9 protein-coding genes and 3 pseudogenes are annotated in these 19,230 nt (G+C 72.5%); 10 read left to right on the forward strand and 2 right to left on the reverse strand.

The window, feature by feature from the left end; genetic code table 11:
- Positions 1 to 12 precede the first annotated feature (12 nt).
- A pseudogene (locus EAO76_RS37215) lies at positions 13 to 234 on the forward strand (Rv3654c family TadE-like protein); the annotation flags it as partial.
- A 40-nt stretch (positions 235 to 274) separates the two neighbouring features.
- On the opposite strand, the gene EAO76_RS37220 reads toward EAO76_RS37215, so the two are convergent.
- The gene (locus tag EAO76_RS37220; protein ID WP_148840647.1) at positions 275 to 2,875 is read right to left on the reverse strand and encodes a DEAD/DEAH box helicase; all 2,601 of its coding nucleotides are present in this window, start codon (positions 2,873 to 2,875) and stop codon (positions 275 to 277) included.
- Positions 2,876 to 2,954: 79 nt separating this feature from the next.
- Between EAO76_RS37220 and EAO76_RS37225 the strand changes: the two genes are divergently transcribed.
- From EAO76_RS37225 to EAO76_RS37240, 3 genes and pseudogenes are all read left to right on the forward strand, one after another.
- Positions 2,955 to 3,308 carry an STAS domain-containing protein gene (locus EAO76_RS37225; protein ID WP_003967428.1) on the forward strand — a complete coding sequence of 118 codons (354 nt, stop codon included), beginning with the start codon at positions 2,955 to 2,957 and terminating at the stop codon, positions 3,306 to 3,308.
- A 909-nt stretch (positions 3,309 to 4,217) separates the two neighbouring features.
- On the forward strand, positions 4,218 to 4,700 hold the full coding sequence (locus EAO76_RS37235) for an ATP-binding protein (RefSeq protein ID WP_148840649.1): 483 nt from the start codon (positions 4,218 to 4,220) through the stop codon (positions 4,698 to 4,700).
- Positions 4,701 to 5,120: 420 nt separating this feature from the next.
- Positions 5,121 to 7,385: pseudogene (locus tag EAO76_RS37240) on the forward strand (sodium-translocating pyrophosphatase); the annotation flags it as partial.
- A 38-nt stretch (positions 7,386 to 7,423) separates the two neighbouring features.
- On the opposite strand, the pseudogene EAO76_RS47815 reads toward EAO76_RS37240, so the two are convergent.
- Positions 7,424 to 7,489 (reverse strand): annotated as a pseudogene (locus EAO76_RS47815) (hypothetical protein); the annotation flags it as partial.
- 455 nt (positions 7,490 to 7,944) lie between these two features.
- Here EAO76_RS47815 and EAO76_RS37250 point away from each other — a divergent pair.
- The 6 genes from EAO76_RS37250 (at position 7,945) to EAO76_RS37275 (ending at position 19,073) form a co-directional block, all read left to right on the forward strand.
- Positions 7,945 to 8,568 carry a small secreted protein gene (locus EAO76_RS37250; protein ID WP_148840650.1) on the forward strand — a complete coding sequence of 208 codons (624 nt, stop codon included), beginning with the start codon at positions 7,945 to 7,947 and terminating at the stop codon, positions 8,566 to 8,568.
- A 112-nt stretch (positions 8,569 to 8,680) separates the two neighbouring features.
- Positions 8,681 to 10,198, forward strand: coding sequence for a class I SAM-dependent methyltransferase (locus EAO76_RS37255; protein ID WP_148840651.1), 1,518 nt, complete (start codon positions 8,681 to 8,683; stop codon positions 10,196 to 10,198).
- A 467-nt stretch (positions 10,199 to 10,665) separates the two neighbouring features.
- The gene (locus EAO76_RS37260; RefSeq protein WP_148840652.1) at positions 10,666 to 10,863 is read left to right on the forward strand and encodes a hypothetical protein; all 198 of its coding nucleotides are present in this window, start codon (positions 10,666 to 10,668) and stop codon (positions 10,861 to 10,863) included.
- A gap of 330 nt (positions 10,864 to 11,193) precedes the next feature.
- Entirely contained in the window at positions 11,194 to 14,052 is a 2,859-nt protein-coding gene (gene topA, locus EAO76_RS37265) for a type I DNA topoisomerase (RefSeq protein ID WP_148840653.1), read from the forward strand.
- Positions 14,053 to 14,348: 296 nt separating this feature from the next.
- Positions 14,349 to 17,474 (forward strand): dTMP kinase, encoded by a 3,126-nt coding sequence (tmk, locus tag EAO76_RS37270; protein ID WP_187438936.1) that lies wholly within the window; start codon positions 14,349 to 14,351, stop codon positions 17,472 to 17,474.
- A 393-nt stretch (positions 17,475 to 17,867) separates the two neighbouring features.
- Positions 17,868 to 19,073, forward strand: a complete 1,206-nt coding sequence (locus tag EAO76_RS37275; RefSeq protein ID WP_148840654.1) for a DNA polymerase III subunit delta' — start codon at positions 17,868 to 17,870, stop codon at positions 19,071 to 19,073.
- Positions 19,074 to 19,230: the final 157 nt, after the last annotated feature.

Genomic DNA, 19,230 nt, shown 5'->3' on the forward strand with positions numbered 1-19,230 from the left:
GTGTGGGTGGCGATGACCACGGCCACGTTGTGCGCGGTGTTCGCGGTGGTGCTGGCGATCGGGCAGGTGGTGGTCGTCCGGCACCGGGCCGGCGGTGCGGCGGACCTGGCGGCCCTGGCAGCGGCGGATCGGGCCCTGCAAGGCCCCGGGACGGCCTGTGGGGCCGCCGGGAAGGTGGCCGAGGCACAGGGGGCGGCGCTGGTGCGGTGTGTGGTGGACGGGGAGGTCGCCGATGTGACGGCCCGAGTGGGGTTCGGGCCGTACGAATCGGAGATCAGGTCCCGGGCCGGTCCTCCGACCGCCGCCGCCCCGACTCCGAAGGCCCTGACTCCGAAGGCTCCGGCCCCGGCCCCGACTCCGGCCCCGGATCCTGCCCCGGGTTCGGCTTCGAAGGGGTCGGCTCCGGGGGACCCGGTTCTTCGGGAGGCTGCGGGGCGGAGCGGAGGAGTTCCGTGAGGAGCCGCACGGCGCCGCGCTTGTGCAGCGGTTCGTTGCCGTTGCCGCACTTGGGGGACTGGATGCAGGACGGGCAGCCCGCCTCGCACTCGCAGGAAGCGATGGCCCGGCGGGTCGCGGTCAGCCAGGCCCGGGCGGTGTGGAAGGCCCGTTCGGCGAATCCGGCGCCGCCCGGGTGGCCGTCGTACACGAAGACCGTGGGCAGCAGGGTGTCCGGATGCAGCGGCACGGAGACGCCACCGATGTCCCACCGGTCGCAGGTGGCGAAGAGCGGCAGCATCCCGATCGACGCGTGCTCCGCGGCGTGCAGGGCCCCGCCCAGGATCTCCGGGTTGATCCGGGCGGCGTCGAGCTGGTCCTCGGTGACCGTCCACCACACGGCCCGGGTGCGCAGGGTGCGGGGCGGCAGGTCCAGTTTGGTCTCGCCGAGGACCTCGCCGGTGATCAGTTTGCGACGCAGGAAGGAGACGACCTGGTTGGTCACCTCGACGGAGCCGTAACAGAGTCGTCCGTCACCCCAGGGGATCTCGGTGTCGGTCTCCAGGACGGCGATGGAAGTGGTGTCGCGCGCGGTGGTCGAGTACGGCGGGACGGCCTCCTCGACCAGGGCCACCGAGTCCTCCAGGTCCAGCTTCCGGACCAGGTAGGTGCGTCCCTGGTGGAGGTGGACGGCGCCTTCGTGGACAGCGGTGTGCGCGGCCGATTCGTCGACGGTGCCCAGGAGCCGGCCGGTGCCCTCCTCGACGATCTGGACGGGGCGCCCGCCCTCGCCGCGGATGTCGGTGAGATCGACGGCGCGCTCGCGGCGGGTCCAGTGCCAGCCCGTGGCCCGTCTGCGCAGCAGCTTCGCAGCTTCCAGCTGCGGCAGCAGCTCGGCCACGGCGGGGCCGAAGAGATCCAGGTCGGGCCGGGTGAGGGGGAGCTCGGCCGCGGCGGCGCACAGATGGGGGGCGAGGACGTACGGATTGTCCGGGTCGAGGACGGTCGACTCCACCGGTTGCTGGAACAGCGCCTCGGGGTGGTGGACGAGGAAGGTGTCCAGCGGGTCGTCGCGGGCCACCAGGACGGCCAGGGCGTCCTGGCCGGCGCGCCCGGCCCGGCCAGCCTGCTGCCACAACGACGCCCTGGTGCCGGGGTAGCCGGCGATGAGGACGGCGTCCAGCCCGGAGACGTCCACGCCGAGTTCCAGGGCGGTGGTGGCGGCCAGGCCGAGCAGCTGTCCGGAGTGCAGGGCGCGTTCCAGGGCGCGGCGCTCCTCGGGGAGGTAGCCCCCGCGGTAGGCGGCGACCCGGCCCGGCAGGGAGCGGTCCACCTCGGCGAGGCGCTCCTTGGCGATGACGGAGATCAGCTCGGCGCCGCGCCGGGAGCGTACGAAGGCGACCGAGCGGACGCCCTGGACGGTCAGATCGGTGAGGAGGTCGGCGGTCTCGGCGGTGGCGGTGCGGCGTACGGGCGCGCCCTTCTCGCCGTGCAGCTCGGTCAGGGGCGGCTCCCACAGGGCGAAGACGAGCTTGCCGCGGGGCGAGGCGTCGTCGGTGATCTCCGTGACCCGGAGGCCGGTGAGGCGGCCCGCGGCGACGGAGGGCTCCGCCGCCGTGGCGGAGGCGAGGAGGAAGACCGGATCCGCGCCGTAACGGGTGCACAGACGGCGGAGGCGGCGCACCACCTGGGCGACGTGGGAGCCGAAGACGCCGCGGTAGGTGTGGCACTCGTCGATGACGACGAAGCGCAGGGCACGGAGGAAGGAGGACCAGCGGGGGTGGGACGGGAGTATGCCGCGGTGCAGCATGTCGGGGTTGGTCAGGACGTAGTTGGCGTACTGACGCACCCATTCGCGTTCCTCGACCGGGGTGTCGCCGTCGTGGACCGCGGGTCTGATGGCGTTGCCGAGCGGCGCCGCGAGTTCCTTCACCGCCCGCCTCTGGTCGGCGGCCAGGGCCTTGGTGGGGGCCAGGTACAGGGCGGTGGAGCCGCGGCCGTTCGGGGCCTCGGAACCGTCGAGCAGGGTGCTGAGGACGGGGGCGAGGTAGGCGAGCGACTTGCCGGACGCGGTGCCGGTGGCGATGACCACGGATTCGCCGTCCAGGGCGTGCTCGGCGGCCGCCGCCTGGTGGGCCCACGGATGGTCGATTCCGGCCTTCCGGATCGCGGCGACGACTTCCGGCCGGATGCGATCGGGCCAGATGGCATGGGTTCCCGCGCGCGGGGGCAAGTGCTCCGTATGAGTGATGCGCGCGGACCGGCCCGCCACTGCGGCGAGTCGGTCGAGGACCATGTCGGGAGAGGGGCTGGAGTCCTCGTTCCCGGGTGGTCGGCTGGGGCGGTGATTCTTGGCCATCGGCACCGAGTGTGTCACTGGCGTGACGGACAATGGCCCCAAGGCGTCGTGCATGCCTGCTGGTAAGTGATTGAATGCCATCGCGGCTGGCGATCCGTTCCCCGGCTCCGCCGGGGAGACCGAGGGGCGACCCGCTCGATAGCAAGGTGCTGGAGGATCCGTGGACCTGTCCTTGTCGACTCGCAATGTGTCCGGCCCTGGTGGCGACCGTACGGTCGTCGAGGTCGGTGGCGAGATTGATGTGTATACCGCGCCCAAGCTGCGCGAGCAGTTGGTCGAGTTGGTGAATGACGGCAGCTACCACCTGGTTGTCGACATGGAAGGCGTCGACTTCCTCGACTCCACCGGTCTCGGCGTGCTGGTGGGCGGCCTGAAGCGTGTCCGGGCCCATGAGGGCTCGCTGCGTTTGGTCTGCAACCAGGAGCGCATTCTCAAGATCTTCCGGATCACTGGTCTGACCAAGGTGTTCCCGATCCACACCACGGTCGACGAGGCCGTCGCGGCCACCGACTGACGTCCGGTTCCACCGTTCGGGCCGGCCGAGAGGCCGGTCCGGCACCGGGCCGGCGCACGGTTCGGTGCCGGACCCCGGCGGGCGGACCGTGCGACGCGGACGGGCTTCCCCGTCGGGCGGTCGGTTGCCGTGTACGGGTCACCGGGCGGTCGCGCGGCTTCCCTGCCGGGCGGTCGGAGGCGCGGCTCATTTGGTCGGGTACGGGCGAGCGGTGGCCGGGAAACCGGCGCCGGGAGCCCTGAACGGCCGAAGGAGTCGGAACGATCCGGTGCCTCGGTACGGGGTCGGGTGTCCGGGCGGTGGCCGGAGGGTCTTCCGGCCGGGCTTTCGGTGTCCGGGTGGCCGACCAGGTTGCCCGGAACGGCCGGGGCTCGCCGAACGGCCCGGTTGTCCGCCGGGTGGTCCGGCCGTCTACCGGTCGGACGGGTGATCGTGTCGCCGGTGGTCGGTGTGGCTGTCCGCCGGTCGGGTCATTGCCCGGCCGGGGTGCCGGTCGACGCTCGGCCGATCGGCGGCCGGGCGGATGCCGGGCAGTCGACCGCTTGTGGTTCGGCAGGTGGTGGCCGGTCTGCCGCCCCGGGGTTTGTGGGTCGGCACGGACCGGTGTGTGATGGTCGGTGGCGGCCCGTCGGCCGGGCTGCACGTTCGGTGCCCGGTCGGCCCGGAAGCGGGTCGGTCACCGGGCGGACGTCCGTGGGCGTCCGTCGGTTGGTGGATGTCTGTCGTCGGCCGGTGGCCTGCGTCGGCGGTCCGGTTCGTCCGGCGGTCGACGGACAGGTCGGCTGGTTGTCGATCCCTGCAGGTTCCGGCAAAGAAGTTCGTTCCTGCAGGTTCCGGAAGAAGAGCAGGGGCGCCGGGCAGCGGGCCCGGGACCCTGGGATGCACGCCCGTACGTCTGAGGGGGATCGCATGGCCACCGTTGAACTCCGCTTCAGTGCCCAGCCCGAACACGTCAGGACGGCCCGCCTCGTGGCCGCCGCCGTGGCACGCCGGGCGGGTATCGACGAAGCCGTGCTCGACGAGGTCAGACTCGCCGTCGGTGAGGCGTGCAGCCGCGCCGTCGGGCTGCACCGCAGCCATGGCATCACCGCTCCCGTCACCGTCGCCCTGATCGAGGAGGAGAAGTCCTTCGCGGTGGAGGTCGGCGACGAGGTGCCGGGGCCGGGTGCCGAGCCCACCCTCGGCGGGCGGTCCGGAGCGTCCGAGGCACACGGCGCCACGCCCGGCGCGGGGCTCGACGAACCGGATCAGGAGAGCGACGCGGACGGCGAGGACCAGATGGGTCTCGCGGTCATCAGCGGCCTCGTCGACGACGTGGAGGTCCGGTCGGGGATCAACGGCGGAGTGATCCGCATGACCTGGCCGAAGGCACCCGTGGACGTCCTTCCTTGAAGACTTGAAGACTTGAAGACTTGAAGACTTGAAGACACGGAAGGCTTGAAGGACACGGAAGGCCCGGAGGGCGCGGGAGGCGCTCCGCCGAGGTTTCCGGAAGCGTGCCCCGGGGCACATCACCGTCTCCGTCGGGGGCGGTCCGCCCGCCGGGACGTGGTTCCATCCCTCTTCCGGCCCATTTCTCGTTTCCCGATCCGCCATTTGAGGCCCTGCTGAGCAGGGCCTTTATTCATTTCCAAGTGATCGACGATCCCGGAAAATGCGCCTGCCCCATTACTGCATTCGGGTCGACCTCGTGTCCCGATCATTTAATGACCGGCCGGTTGCGGGCAATTAGATTTACCGCGCACTGTTTTGATCGGCTCCCGCTCCTTACAATTCGTCCACGACTTGAGCGCTGAGCATCAAGGAGGACGTATGGCGGAGATCTTCAACACCCCACTGGCAGGACTGGCGCAAGATTCCGCATTCTCCGGCCCCTCCGGCCCACCCGATTCCCTGGCCGCCGCGGTGCTCACCGACAGCAATCGGGTGATCGTGGTCGTCGTCGCGGTCGTGGCCGTCGCGGCCCTGGTAGTGGCCCGGTTGCTGGTGCGCCAGGTGCTGGCGGCCGGTGAGGGCACCGAGCGCATGAAAGAGATCGCGGCCGCCGTCCAGGAAGGCGCGAACGCCTATCTGGCCCGGCAGCTGCGTACCGTGGGCGTCTTTGCCGTCGTGGTCTTCTTCCTTCTGTTGCTGCTGCCGGCCGACAACTGGTCGCAGCGTGCGGGGCGTTCGTTGTTCTTCCTCATCGGTGCGCTTTTCTCGGCGGCCACCGGATACATCGGTATGCGGCTCGCCGTGCGCAGTAATGTCCGTGTGGCGGCTGCTGCGCGTGAGGCGACGCCCGCGGAGGGAGAACCGGAAAAAGATCTCACCGCCGTTTCGCACAAGGCGATGAAGATCGCTTTTCGTACCGGTGGTGTGGTCGGCATGATCACCGTGGGGCTCGGTCTGCTCGGTGCCTCCTGTGTCGTACTCGTCTATGCCGCCGACGCCCCGAAGGTGCTGGAGGGCTTCGGCCTCGGGGCCGCGCTGATCGCCATGTTCATGAGGGTCGGGGGTGGGATCTTCACCAAGGCGGCGGACGTCGGCGCCGACCTCGTGGGCAAGGTCGAGCAGGGCATCCCGGAGGACGACCCGCGCAACGCGGCCACCATCGCCGACAACGTGGGCGACAACGTCGGCGACTGCGCGGGCATGGCGGCCGACCTCTTCGAGTCGTACGCCGTGACGCTCGTCGCCGCGCTGATCCTGGGCAAGGCCGCCTTCGGCGACTCGGGGCTGGCCTTCCCGCTGATCGTCCCGGCGATCGGGGTGGTCACCGCGATGATCGGGATCTTCGCGGTCGCCCCGCGCCGCGCCGACCGCAGCGGAATGACCGCCATCAACCGCGGCTTCTTCGTCTCCGCGGTGATCTCGCTGGTGCTGGTGGCCGTGGCCGTCTTCGCCTACCTGCCCTCCTCGTACGCGGAGCTGGACGGGGTCGGCGACAGCTCGATCACCTCGCACGGCGGCGACCCGCGGCTCCTCGCCCTGGTCGCCGTCGCCATCGGCATCGTGCTGGCGGCCCTGATCCAGCAGCTGACCGGTTACTTCACCGAGACCGGCCGACGCCCCGTCCAGGACATCGGCAAGTCCTCGCTGACCGGACCGGCCACCGTCGTGCTCGCCGGGATCTCCATCGGGCTGGAGTCCGCCGTCTACACGGCGCTGCTGATCGGACTCGGCGTCTACGGGGCGTTCCTGCTCGGCGGCACGTCGATCATGCTGGCGCTCTTCGCGGTGGCCCTGGCGGGGACCGGGCTGCTCACCACCGTCGGCGTCATCGTCGCCATGGACACCTTCGGGCCGGTCTCGGACAACGCGCAGGGCATCGCCGAGATGTCGGGTGACGTCACGGGGGCCGGTGCGCAGGTCCTCACCGACCTCGACGCCGTCGGCAACACCACGAAGGCCATCACCAAGGGCATCGCCATCGCCACCGCGGTCCTGGCGGCGTCGGCGCTCTTCGGCTCGTACCGCGACGCGATCGCCACGGCGGTCGACGAGGTGGGGGCCGGGGCGGGTGAGATGACGCTCAGCCTGGACATCTCGCAGCCGAACAACCTGGTGGGACTGATCCTCGGCGCCGCGGTCGTCTTCCTCTTCTCCGGGCTCGCGATCAACGCGGTGTCGCGGTCCGCCGGAGCGGTGGTCTACGAGGTGCGGCGGCAGTTCCGCGAGCACCCGGGGATCATGGACCGCGGCGAGCGGCCCGAGTACGGGCGCGTCGTCGACATCTGCACCAAGGACGCCCTGCGCGAACTCGCCACGCCCGGCCTGCTCGCCGTCCTGGCGCCGATCGCCGTCGGGTTCACGTTCGGCGTCGGGGCGCTCGGCTCGTACCTCGCGGGCGCCATCGGGACGGGCACCCTGATGGCGGTCTTCCTCGCCAACTCCGGCGGGGCGTGGGACAACGCCAAGAAACTCGTCGAGGACGGCCATCACGGCGGCAAGGGCAGCGAGGCCCATGCCGCGACCGTCATCGGCGACACGGTCGGCGACCCGTTCAAGGACACGGCCGGCCCGGCGATCAACCCCTTGCTCAAGGTGATGAACCTGGTCGCGCTGCTCATCGCTCCGGCGGTGGTGCAGATGTCGACGACGCGCCCGTACTCGGGCCGCTCGCCGCGGTCCATGATCCCCGGGTGCTCGCGGAACTGCCGCCGCACCTCGTAGACCACCGCTCCGGCGGACCGCGACACCGCGTTGATCGCGAGCCCGGAGAAGAGGAAGACGGCCGCACCCCGCAGGGCACGCTCGGCCGCGAGACCTACGCCGCCGCCTCCGACTTCTACGAACGCTCCCTGCCCCCGGCGGGCGGTGCGTCCTGATGTGCCGTCCGCTCCTCCGTCCGCTTCCTCCCCCGCTTTTCCGGCCGCCCTTCCGTCCGTTCCTTCGCCCCTGCCCGATCGTTCGCCCGGCCGCATCGTGGCGGGGGCGCCGCAAGCCGGTTCGGGCCGTCGAATCCGTACCCCGTTCGAGTGGTTGCTCGTTCAGGCGTTCCTGGGTTCCGGGGGCTGCGTGGGTGAGTTGTATCTCCCTCATTTCCCTTGGTGCAAATGGCTGCAAAAGGCCATCCACCGGACGTCCGGCTCGCGGAAGGAGGGCGCCCGCCGTGTAAGTTCCGGGGCCGAGAGCCTTGGAAGGGACCAAACCGGTGAACAAGAAGCTAGCGGCCGCACTCTCCGGCGGTGCGGTACTGGTGATCGCACTGTCGGGCTGCAGCAGCGACGACGACAAGAGCGAGAAGGTGAACGCCTGGGCCAAGCAGGTCTGCGACCAGGTCCAGCCCCAGCTCCAGAAGATCGCGAACGCGAACGCCGCCATCCAGCAGCAGACCGCCGACAACAGCAAGCCCGCCGACGTGCAGCGCACCGACTCGGCCGCCTTCCAGCAGATCTCGCAGGCGTACAAGGCGCTGGGCTCGGCCGTCGAGTCGGCCGGTCCGCCGCCGGTCGACGGCGGTGAGACCACGCAGAAGGAGGCCGTGAAGGAACTCAACGCCTCCTCCGCGGCGTACGCGAACCTCCAGAAGAAGGTCGACGCCCTGGAGACGAAGGACCAGGCGAAGTTCGCCGACGGGCTCAAGGGCATCGCGGACGAACTGAACAAGATCAGCACCACCGGTGACGAGTCGTTGAAGAAGCTCCAGTCCGGCGAGGTCGGCACCGCGATGGCCAAGCAGAAGGGCTGTCAGAAGCCGACGGCCTCGACGCCGAAGTCCACCACCGAGCCGTCCACCCCCACCTCCCCGTCCGGATCGCCCAGCAAGAAGGCGTGACCCGGCGCCGGACGGGAGGCGCGGGACGCGGAACCGGCTGTGCGTACGGCCCGGCGGCCCCGATGGGCGCCGGGCCGCTGCCGTTGTCGGTGGGAGCGGCCACAATGGGTGGGTGAGTACGACCAGCCTCCCCGCGCCCGACCGTTCACCCCTGCTCCGCGAAGCCCTGCTCGCCGCCGACTTCACCGCCGACGGACTCCTCGACCTGCTCGGCGCGCCCGCCTACGCCGCGCTCGCCCGCAGCGAGACGGTTCCGGCGCTGCGCGCCACCCGGGGCGGCTCCCCGCTCGACACGCTGGTCCGGCTCTTCCTGCTCCAGCACCCGGTGCCGTACGAGCGGGCCCGTGCGGCGCTGCCGCTGGCCGAGTGCGTCGAGGACGGCTGGGTGACCCGCACCGGCGACGAGGTGCGGGCGGCGGTCGACGTGCGGCCGTACGGCGGGCCCGAGGGGCAGGACTGGTACATCGTCTCGGACCTGGGCTGCGCGGTCGGCGGCGCGGGCGGCATCGGTTCGCGGGAGGAGGGCGTGGTCCTCGGCGTCGGCGGGGCGTCCACCACGCTCGCCGGAATCACCGTCCGTACGCCTGTCGCCTCCGCGCTCGACGTCGGTACGGGCTCGGGCATCCAGGCGCTGCACGCCTCGCAGCATGCCACCCGGGTCACGGCCACCGACGTCAACCCCCGGGCGCTGGAGTTCACCCGGTTGACGCTCGCGCTGTCCGGCGCCGCCCCGGCCGAGCTGCGCGAGGGCTCCCTCTACGAACCGGTGGGCACGGAGACGTACGACCTGATCGTCTCCAACCCGCCGTTCGTCATCTCGCCCGGTGCCCGGCTCACCTACCGCGACGGCGGGATGGGCGGCGACGACCTGTGCCGGACCCTGGTGCAGCAGACCGGCGACCGGCTGAACGAGGGCGGGTACGCCCACTTCCTGGCCAACTGGCAGCACGTCGAGGGCGAGGAGTGGCAGAGCCGGGTGAGCTCCTGGGTCCCGCACGGCTGCGACGCCTGGATCGTGCAGCGCGAGGTCCAGGACGTCACGCAGTACGCGGAGCTGTGGCTGCGCGACGGCGGCGACCACCGTACGGACCCCGCCGAGTACGCCGCGCGGTACGACGCCTGGCTGGACGAGTTCGAGGCCCGCAGGACCAAGGGTGTCGGCTTCGGCTGGATCACCCTGCGCCGGTCCGCCGCGGCCGCCGCCGGGAATCCGTCCATCGTGATCGAGGAGTGGCCGCACGCGGTGGAGCAGCCGCTCGGACCGGCCGTCGAGGCCCACTTCGCCCGCCAGGACTACCTCCGCGAGCAGGACGACGCCGCGCTCCTGGCCGGGCACTTCACCCTGGCCACCGAAGTGGTGCAGGAACAGGTGGGGCTGCCGGGCGCGGAGGACCCCGAGCACGTGGTGCTCCGTCAGAACCGGGGCATGCGGCGCGCGACGAAGGTCGACGCCGTCGGCGCGGGTTTCGCGGGCGTGTGCGACGGGACGCTGCCGGCGGGCCGGATCCTGGACGCGATCGCCCAGCTGATGGACGAGGACCCGGTGCTGCTGCGCGACCGGACCCCGCAGGCCATCCGGCTGCTGGTGGAGGAGGGCTTCCTGGAGCCGGTGCCGCCGTCGGCGGGATGAGCGCGTGACTTCGGTTCCGGTTTCCGGCCGTCGGGTCCGGGGTGCCGGACCGCGGGACCGTCGGTCCGGTGGGCGGCCGGGCCGCCGAGGTCGGCGGCCCGACGGGCTCCGTTCCCGCTCGGGCCCATGTCGCCGTAGGCGCGGACCCGTGTCGCCGTGGGCGACGAGCCGCCCCGGCGGCGGCGGGCGCGGGCCCGGCGCCGCCCGCGCCTCGCCGGGGGTGTGGATTCCGGTTGGTCCCGCGACGGTGCGCGATCCGATGAGGCGTACGGGGCGGTGGTGCGGTGGGCACCGGAACGCCCGGTGGTGCGTGCCGGAGCGGCGAATCCGGTCATTCACCCGGGGTTCGCGTCGGCGACGCCCGGCAGTGGCAGCCTCCCCCTGGCCGGACGGCACACCCCCGACCGGATGCGGGACCCGGACACGGGGCCCGGATGTCCGGATACGGGACAGGGAGGCGTACGGACATGGAGAGCGGACCCGCGGTCTTCGCCGGAACGGCGTTCGCGCTGTTCGGAGCCGCACTGCTGCTGTGGACGGGGGCGCGCGTGCTGCACCGCGCGCCGGTCGCGCACGGCGTGAGCCCCGTGGCCTCCGCGACTCTCGCCACCGTGTTCGGCGTACTCTTTCTCGCTCTCGGTGTGTGGTGCTTCACCCGCGTCTGAGCCACTCCTGCCCTACGGCGGGCAGGGAGCGCGGGGCGCGACGGGCCGTGGCGGGGAACACGCCCGGGTCGTCCACATCTCACCCCCGGTGCCCATGACGCCGTCACCGTGCCCCGAAACCCGCAGGCAGTGACCGCGCACACGGCGGACGGGGCGGTCCGGGCGGCAGGAATGGCGGAAGTCGGGTTACCGTTCGAGTGGCCGTTGCGGGCTTTTGCCGTTTGACACGGGGGCGGGTTGTACCGTCACACTCCGCAGCGACAGCACCGTAGGCAGCGTCATCGCGCTGTCCGGATGCCCACCGAGCGTCGACCGGAGAGAAGAGCGAAGTTGTCCCCGACCAGCGAGACCGCACAGGGCGGCCGCCGACTCGTCATCGTCGAGTCGCCTGCCAAGGCGAAGACGATCAAGGGCTACCTCGGCCCCGGATACGTGGTCGAGGCGAGCGTCGGGCACATCCGCGACCTGCCGAACGGCGCCGCAGAGGTCCCGGACGAGTACACCGGTGAGGTCCGTCGGCTCGGCGTCGACGTCGAGCACGACTTCCAGCCCGTGTACGTCGTCAACGCGGACAAGAAGGCCCAGGTCAGGAAGCTGAAGCAGCTCCTTGCCGAGTCCGACGAACTCTTCCTCGCCACCGATGAGGACCGCGAGGGCGAAGCCATCGCGTGGCACCTGCAGGAAGTCCTGAAGCCCAAGGTCCCGGTCCACCGGATGGTCTTCCACGAGATCACCAAGGACGCGATCCGGGCCGCCGTCGCCAACCCGCGCGAGCTCAACCAGCGCATGGTCGACGCCCAGGAGACCCGCCGCATCCTCGACCGGCTCTACGGCTACGAGGTCTCGCCGGTCCTGTGGAAGAAGGTCATGCCGCGCCTGTCGGCCGGCCGCGTCCAGTCCGTGGCGACCCGGCTCGTCGTCGAGCGGGAGCGCGAGCGCATCGCCTTCCGCTCCGCCGAGTACTGGGACCTCACCGGAACCTTCGCCACCGGCCGTGCCGGTGACGCCTCCGACCCCTCGACGCTCGCCGCCCGGCTCAGCACGGTCGACGGCCGCCGTGTCGCACAGGGCCGCGACTTCGGCCCGGACGGGCAGCTGAAGCCCGGCTCCGGCCAGGTGCTGCACCTGGACGAGGCGAACGCCCGCGCCCTGGCCGCCGCGCTCGCCGACACCGCGTTCACCGTGCGGTCCGTCGAGTCGAAGCCGTACCGCCGCTCCCCGTACGCCCCGTTCCGGACGACGACCCTCCAGCAAGAGGCGAGCCGGAAGCTGGGCTTCGGCGCCAAGGCCACCATGCAGGTCGCGCAGAAGCTGTACGAGAACGGCTTCATCACCTACATGCGCACCGACTCCACGACCCTCTCGGACACCGCGGTCACCGCGGCGCGGGCGCAGGTCACGCAGCTGTACGGCGCCGACTACCTGCCGGACAAGCCGCGCACGTACGCCGGGAAGGTCAAGAACGCGCAGGAGGCGCACGAGGCGATCCGCCCCTCCGGCGACCGCTTCCGCACCCCCGCGGAGACCGGCCTCACCGGCGACCAGTTCCGGCTGTACGAGCTGATCTGGAAGCGGACCGTCGCCTCCCAGATGAAGGACGCGGTCGGCAACTCCGTCACCGTCAAGATCGGCGGCCGGGCGGGCGACGGCCGGGACGCCGAGTTCTCCGCGTCCGGCAAGACGATCACCTTCCACGGCTTCATGAAGGCGTACGTCGAGGGCGCGGACGACCCGAACGCCGAGCTCGACGACCGCGAGCGGCGCCTGCCGCAGGTCGCCGAGGGCGACGCGCTGTCCGCCGAGGAGATCTCGGCCGACGGCCACGCCACCAAGCCGCCGGCCCGCTACACCGAGGCCTCGCTGGTCAAGGAGCTGGAGGAGCGAGAGATCGGCCGCCCGTCGACGTACGCGTCGATCATCGGCACGATCCTGGACCGCGGCTACGTCTTCAAGAAGGGCACGGCGCTCGTCCCGTCGTTCCTCTCCTTCGCCGTCGTCAACCTGCTGGAGAAGCACTTCGGCCGGCTCGTCGACTACGACTTCACCGCGAAGATGGAGGACGACCTCGACCGCATCGCGCGCGGCGAGGCCCAGTCCGTCCCGTGGCTGAAGCGTTTCTACTTCGGCGCCGGTGACGACATGGCCGTCGCGGGCTCGGCATCCGAGGCGGGCAACGGCGACGGCGACCACCTCGGCGGTCTGAAGGAACTCGTCACCGACCTCGGCGCGATCGACGCGCGCGAGATCTCCTCCTTCCCCGTCGGCAACGACATCAAGCTGCGCGTCGGCCGCTACGGGCCGTACATCGAGCGCGGCGAGAAGGACGCCGAGGGCCACCAGCGCGCGGACGTGCCGGAGGACCTGGCGCCCGACGAGCTCTCCGTCGAGTACGCGGAGGAACTGCTGGCCAAGCCCAGCGGCGACTTCGAACTCGGCACGGACCCGGTCACCGGGCACCAGATCATCGCGAAGGACGGGCGCTACGGCCCGTACGTCACCGAGGTGCTGCCCGAGGGCACCCCGAAGACCGGCAAGAACGCGGTGAAGCCGCGGACCGCCTCGCTCTTCAAGTCCATGTCCCTGGACACGGTGACGCTGGCCGACGCGCTCCGGCTGATGTCGCTGCCGCGCGTCGTCGGCGAGGACGCCGAGGGCGTCGAGATCACCGCGCAGAACGGCCGCTACGGCCCGTACCTGAAGAAGGGCACGGACTCGCGGTCGCTCACCAGCGAGGAGCAGCTCTTCGACATCACGCTCGAAGAGGCCCTCGCGATCTACGCCCAGCCCAAGCAGCGCGGCCGGGCCGCCGCCAAGCCGCCGCTGAAGGAACTGGGCACGGACCCGGTGAGCGGGGCCCCGGTCGTGGTCAAGGACGGCCGGTTCGGCCCGTACGTCACCGACGGCGAGACGAACGCGACGCTGCGCACCGGCGACAGCGTCGAGGCCATCACGCCGGAGCGCGGCTACGAGCTGCTCGCAGAGAAGCGCGCCAAGGGGCCCGCCAAGAAGAAGACGGCGAAGAAGGCCCCGGCCAAGAAGACGGCCGCGAAGAAGACGACCGCCAAGAAGACCACGGCGGCCGCCAAGAAGACGGCGGCGAAGAAGACGACGGCCGCGAAGAAGACCACGGCGGCCAAGAAGGCGACGGCCGCGAAGAAGACGACGGCCGCGGCGTCCGCGGAGGACTGAGCCCGGGGCTCCGCAAGGGTCCGGGGTCCGGAGCGGCCGTACGCGTCGGACCCCGCGGACCCGGCGGCCGTGTCCGCCCGCGGGGCGAGTACGTCAATGGGGGGCCGGGGAGACCCGGCCCCCTTCGGCGTCCGCACCGGCGCTCGCGCACCTCGGGCCGGGCGGACGTGGAGCGACGGAACGCACAGGCCGGGGGCGGGGTGCGCCGGGTGAACCATGGGCTCCGGAACTGCTCGGGCGCCCGTATGTTCGGACGGGGCCTCCGGGGACCCCACGGCTCCGGATAGGCTGGGCGGATGACGCGAGCCGAGCAGCCAACGGTCGTGAGCCCCACCTCCGACACACTTGCCGCAGACTCACGCGAGCGCGCCGTACGAGCCCTGTTGCGTGTTCCCCCGCTGAAGCGGTTGTGGAGCGCACAGCTCGTCGGCGGTATCGGCGATGCACTCGCCCTTCTCGTGCTGGTGCTGATGTCGCTGCAAGCGGCGGTCCTGGAGGGCTCATTCGGGACCGGGTACCGGGGGGCGGCCTTCGCCGTCGCCGCGGTGTTCGGTGCCCGGATCCTTGCCACCCTTCTTTTCGGCGCCGTGCTCCTGGGGCCGTTGACGACGCTCACCGCGCCCGGCGGACCGCTGGACCGGCGGTGGCTGATGATCGGCACGGACGGGCTGCGGCTCGCGCTGCTGATCGTCGCGCCGCTGTGGATCGACTGGATGCCCGACAAGGCACTCATGATGATCCTCATCACCGTCTTCGTGACCGGCGCGGCCGAACGCCTGTGGACGGTCGCCAAGGACGGCGCGGCCCCCGCGCTGCTGCCCGCCCCGCCCATCGAGGGCGCCGCCGTGCGCCCGCTGCCCGACCACCTCGACGCACTGCGCCGGCTCTCCATCCGCACCGACTTCGCCGCGATCCCCGTGGCCGCGGCCGTCCTGCTGGTCGCCACGCTCATCGGCAACCTGCTGGGCTCGGGCCTGGAGTGGTTCTCGATCCACCAGGCGGCCCTCGGTTCGTACATCGCCGCCGGGCTCTTCTCGGCCTCGATCTCCGTCCTGTACTTCCTGGAGCTGCCCGGCACGCAGACGCCCCGCCCGCGCTCGCCGCTGGAGGGCCTGCGCCGCCCGTCGACCGGCAGCGGACCCGACAAGGGCCGCACCGGGGCCGTCCCGCTGGTCGTCGCCGCCTCGGCCACGGTCGCCGGGGCCATCGCCGCCGCTGCCGCCGTCGCCGTGCTGCACGCCGCCGACCTGGGCGGCGGACCCGCCACCTTCGCCCTGCTGATCCTCGGCCTGACCGGGGCCACCGGCGCCGGCATCCGCACCGCGGGGAAGGTCCTGCCGACCCTGTCGCGGCGCCGGCTGCTCGCACTGGCCACCGCCACCACCGGCATCGCGCTCCTCGCGATGGGCCTCGTGCCGGACACGGCGACCGTGCTGATGATCGCGGTGCTCGCCGGGTACGCGGCCGGGGTCGCCGCCCACACCGGTCACGTCCTGGTCGACCAGGAGACCGAGGAGACCCGCCGGGCCAGGACCACCGAACACCTCCAGGCCGTCGCACGGGTCCTCATCGCGCTCGGCGCGCTCGGCGGTCCGCTGCTGGCCGCCGCGATCGGCACCCACCGGCTGACCGCCGGGGACTTCGTCTTCGCCCACGGCGGGGCGGCCTTCACCCTGATGCTGATCGGCGCGCTGCTGCTGCCCGTCGCCGCGATCGTGCTCGCAAAGACGGACGACCGCTCCGGCGTGCCGCTGCGCCGCGACCTGCGCGAGGCGCTGCGCGGCGGCGACCCGGCCGTCGCCCCCGCCGCGAACGGGTTCTTCATCGCCCTGGAGGGCGGTGACGGCGCCGGCAAGTCCACCCAGGTCGAGGCGCTCGCCGAGTGGATCCGGGCCAAGGGCCACGAGGTCGTCGTCACCCGGGAGCCGGGGGCGACCCCGGTCGGCAAGCGGCTGCGCTCGATCCTGCTCGACGTGTCGTCGGCCGGGCTCTCCAACCGGGCCGAGGCACTGCTGTACGCCGCGGACCGGGCCGAGCACATCGACTCGCTGGTCCGCCCGGCGCTGGAGCGCGGCGCGATCGTCATCTCCGACCGCTACATCGACTCGTCCGTCGCCTACCAGGGCGCCGGCCGAGACCTGTCCCCGACCGAGATCGCCCGGATCTCGCGCTGGGCGACGGGCGGACTCGTACCGCACCTGACGGTGCTGCTGGACGTGGACCCGGAGACGGCGCGGGAACGGTTCACCGAGGCACCCGACCGGCTGGAGTCCGAGCCGCCGGAGTTCCACGCCCGCGTGCGGTCCGGTTTCCTGACGCTGGCCGCAGCCGACCCGACCCGCTACCTGGTGGTGGACGCGGGCCAGGACCCGGAGGCCGTCACCACGGTCGTACGCCACCGGCTCGACCAGCTCCTCCCGCTCTCCGAGGCCGAGATCAAGGCCCGGGAGGAGGCGCGCCGGGCGGCCGAGGAGGAGGCCAGGCGCAAGGCCGAGGAAGAGGCCGCGCGCAAGGCCGAGGAGGAGCGGCTGGAGCGCGAGCGGCAGGCGCAGCTGGCCAAGCTCCGTGCCGAGGAGGAGGAGCGCAAGGCCCGCGAGCTGGAGGAGGCGCGGCGCCGCGAGGCCGAACGCCAGGCGGAGGAGGCCCGGCAGCGGGCCGAGGAAGCCCGTCGTGTGGCCGAGGAGGAGCGGGTCCGCCGCGAGGCCGAGGAGGCGGCCCGGGAGGCCGAACAGGCCCGGCTGCGCCGTCAGGCCGAGGAGGAGGCGCGGCAGCGCAAGGAGGCCGAGGCGCTGCGGCTGGAGAAGCAGCGCAAGGCCGAGGAGGCGCTGCTGAGGGCCGAGGAGGCGCGCAGGCAGGCCGAGGCCGAGGCCGCCGAGGCGGCGGAACGGGCCAGGGCGGAGGCCGCCGCGGCCGCCTCCGTGCCGGAGAACGAGATCACGGTCCCGACGCCGATCGTCAACCCGAACGACGTGACGCAGCAGGTGCCCTCGCCGGCCACGCGTTCCGACGAGGCCGAGACGGCGATGCTCCCGAAGGTCGACGACCGGCCCGGTGCGCCGGGTGCCGCGGACGAGACGGCGGTCCTTCCGCCGGTCCGGGACGCCGGGCAGGCGCGCGAGACGCGGTCGGCGCGGCCGGAGGACCGGGTTCCGCGGGGCATCTTCCGCGACGAGCGCCCGGCGGGCTCCGCCCCGGAGGGCGAGAACGAGCGCACCCGCGAGCTCCCGCAGATCGGCGACCCGCAGGCGGCGCAGGGCCGGTGGGAGGACGGGGAACGCAGTCGGCGGCCCCGCCCCGACTGGGCCGAGGAGACCCCGCTGGACGATCTTCCGACGCTGGCGGACGAGCTGCTGGGCGACCGCCGCGACCTCGACGACGGGGACCAGGGCCGCTCCGGCAGGGGGCGCCGCCCGCGCCGCTGACGAAACGGCCGGGACGGCGACGGGACGACCGGGTGGGGCAGTCGCGACGGATGAGACCGTCGGGCCGCCCCACCCGCCCGTTCGGGGCGTACGGTCCGCTGTGGCTGTGGCTGTGGCTGTGGCTGTGGCTGTGGCTGTGGCTGTGGCTGTGGCTGTGGCTGGGACCGGGACCGGGACCGGGCGGGTGGCCCGCAGGGCGGGGCTGGTGGCCGGGGGCGGCTCTCCGCCGGGATTGTCAGACCCGTCCCCCACAATGGATGCCGGATCATGGAAGCCGGACCGGAGACCGCCGCGCCGGGCGGCGGCCCCGGACGGGCGGACGGCGACACCACGGCCGCGCGGCCGTACCGCACGAAAGCCGCGCGGCGCACACCATCGGAAGGGCGGTGACCCATGACCGTATGGGACGACCTGGTCGGGCAGGACCGTGTGCAGGAGCAGCTCGCGGCCGCCGCCCGGGACGCCGATGCGCTGGTCACCGCCGGCGGGGCGGGGGAGCCGGTGTCCCCGGGGTCGAAGATGACCCACGCCTGGCTGTTCACCGGACCGCCGGGCTCCGGCCGCTCCACCGCGGCCCGTGCCTTCGCCGCCGCCCTCCAGTGCACCAGCCCCGACCGCGCCCTGGGCGGCGCACCGGGCTGCGGCTTCTGCGACGGCTGCCACACCAGCCTGATCGGCACGCACGCCGACGTCGAGGTGGTCCGCACGGATCTGCTCTCCATCGGTGTGAAGGAGACCCGTGAGCTGGTCCGCCGTGCCCAGCTCTCGCCGGCCGTCGGCCGCTGGCAGGTCATCGTCCTGGAGGACGCCGACCGGCTCACCGAGGGCGCGGGGAACGTCCTGCTGAAGGCGGTCGAGGAGCCCGCGCCCCGCACGGTGTGGCTGCTCTGCGCGCCCTCCCTGGAGGACGTGCTGCCCACCATCCGCTCCCGGTGCCGCCACCTCACGCTGCGCACGCCCCCGGTCGACGCGGTGGCCGACGTCCTGATCCGGCGCGACGGCATCGACCCGGAGCGGGCCGCGTCCGCCGCGCGGGCCACCCAGGGGCACATCGACCGGGCCCGTCGCCTCGCCACCGACGAGCGGGCCCGCTCGCGCCGCGCCGCCGTGCTCAAGCTCCCGCTGCGGGTCGAGGACATCGGGGGGTGCCTCAAGGCCGCGCAGGAGCTGATCGACACCGCGACCGACGACGCCAAGCAGGTCTCGGAGGAGGTCGACGCCAAGGAGACGGAGGAGATGAAGGCCGCGCTCGGGGCCGCGGCCGGAGGGCGGCTGCCGCGCGGCACCGCCGGGGTGATGAAGGAGCTGGAGGACCGGCAGAAGCGCCGCAAGACCCGTACCCAGCGCGACAGCCTCGACCTCGCGCTCACGGACCTGACCGGCTTCTACCGCGACGTGCTGGCCCTCCAGCTGGGTTCGCGGATCGCCATCGCCAACACGGACGTCGAGGACGCCCTCGACCAGATCGCCCGCTCCTCCACCCCCGAGCGCACCCTGCGCCGGATAGAGGCGGTGATCGCCTGCCGCCGGGCGCTGGACCGCAACGTGGCGCCGCTGCTCGCGGTGGAGGCGATGACGATGGCACTCCGCGCGGGCTGACCCCGCCCCGCCGTCCGCGGGAGCCGAACGACTGCTGGAGATCCTCGACTCCCGGCCCTCCGTCACCGACCCGGCCTCCTCCGTTCCCGGTCCGCGGACCCCCGCCCGCGTACCGGACCCCGCCGGACCGCGTACCGGCACCCGGACCCGTACCCGG

The organism is Streptomyces sp. sk2.1 (assembly GCF_008120935.1).
Classification (GTDB): domain Bacteria; phylum Actinomycetota; class Actinomycetes; order Streptomycetales; family Streptomycetaceae; genus Streptomyces.

Coding starts and splice junctions, on each gene's coding strand:
- EAO76_RS37235 (WP_148840649.1), top strand. CDS start 4,218: ATGGCCACCGTTGAACTCCGCTTCAGTGCCCAGCCCGAACACGTCAGG.
- tmk (WP_187438936.1), top strand. CDS start 14,349: ATGACGCGAGCCGAGCAGCCAACGGTCGTGAGCCCCACCTCCGACACA.
- EAO76_RS37260 (WP_148840652.1), top strand. CDS start 10,666: ATGGAGAGCGGACCCGCGGTCTTCGCCGGAACGGCGTTCGCGCTGTTC.
- EAO76_RS37220 (WP_148840647.1), bottom strand. CDS start 2,875: ATGGCATTCAATCACTTACCAGCAGGCATGCACGACGCCTTGGGGCCA.
- EAO76_RS37275 (WP_148840654.1), top strand. CDS start 17,868: ATGACCGTATGGGACGACCTGGTCGGGCAGGACCGTGTGCAGGAGCAG.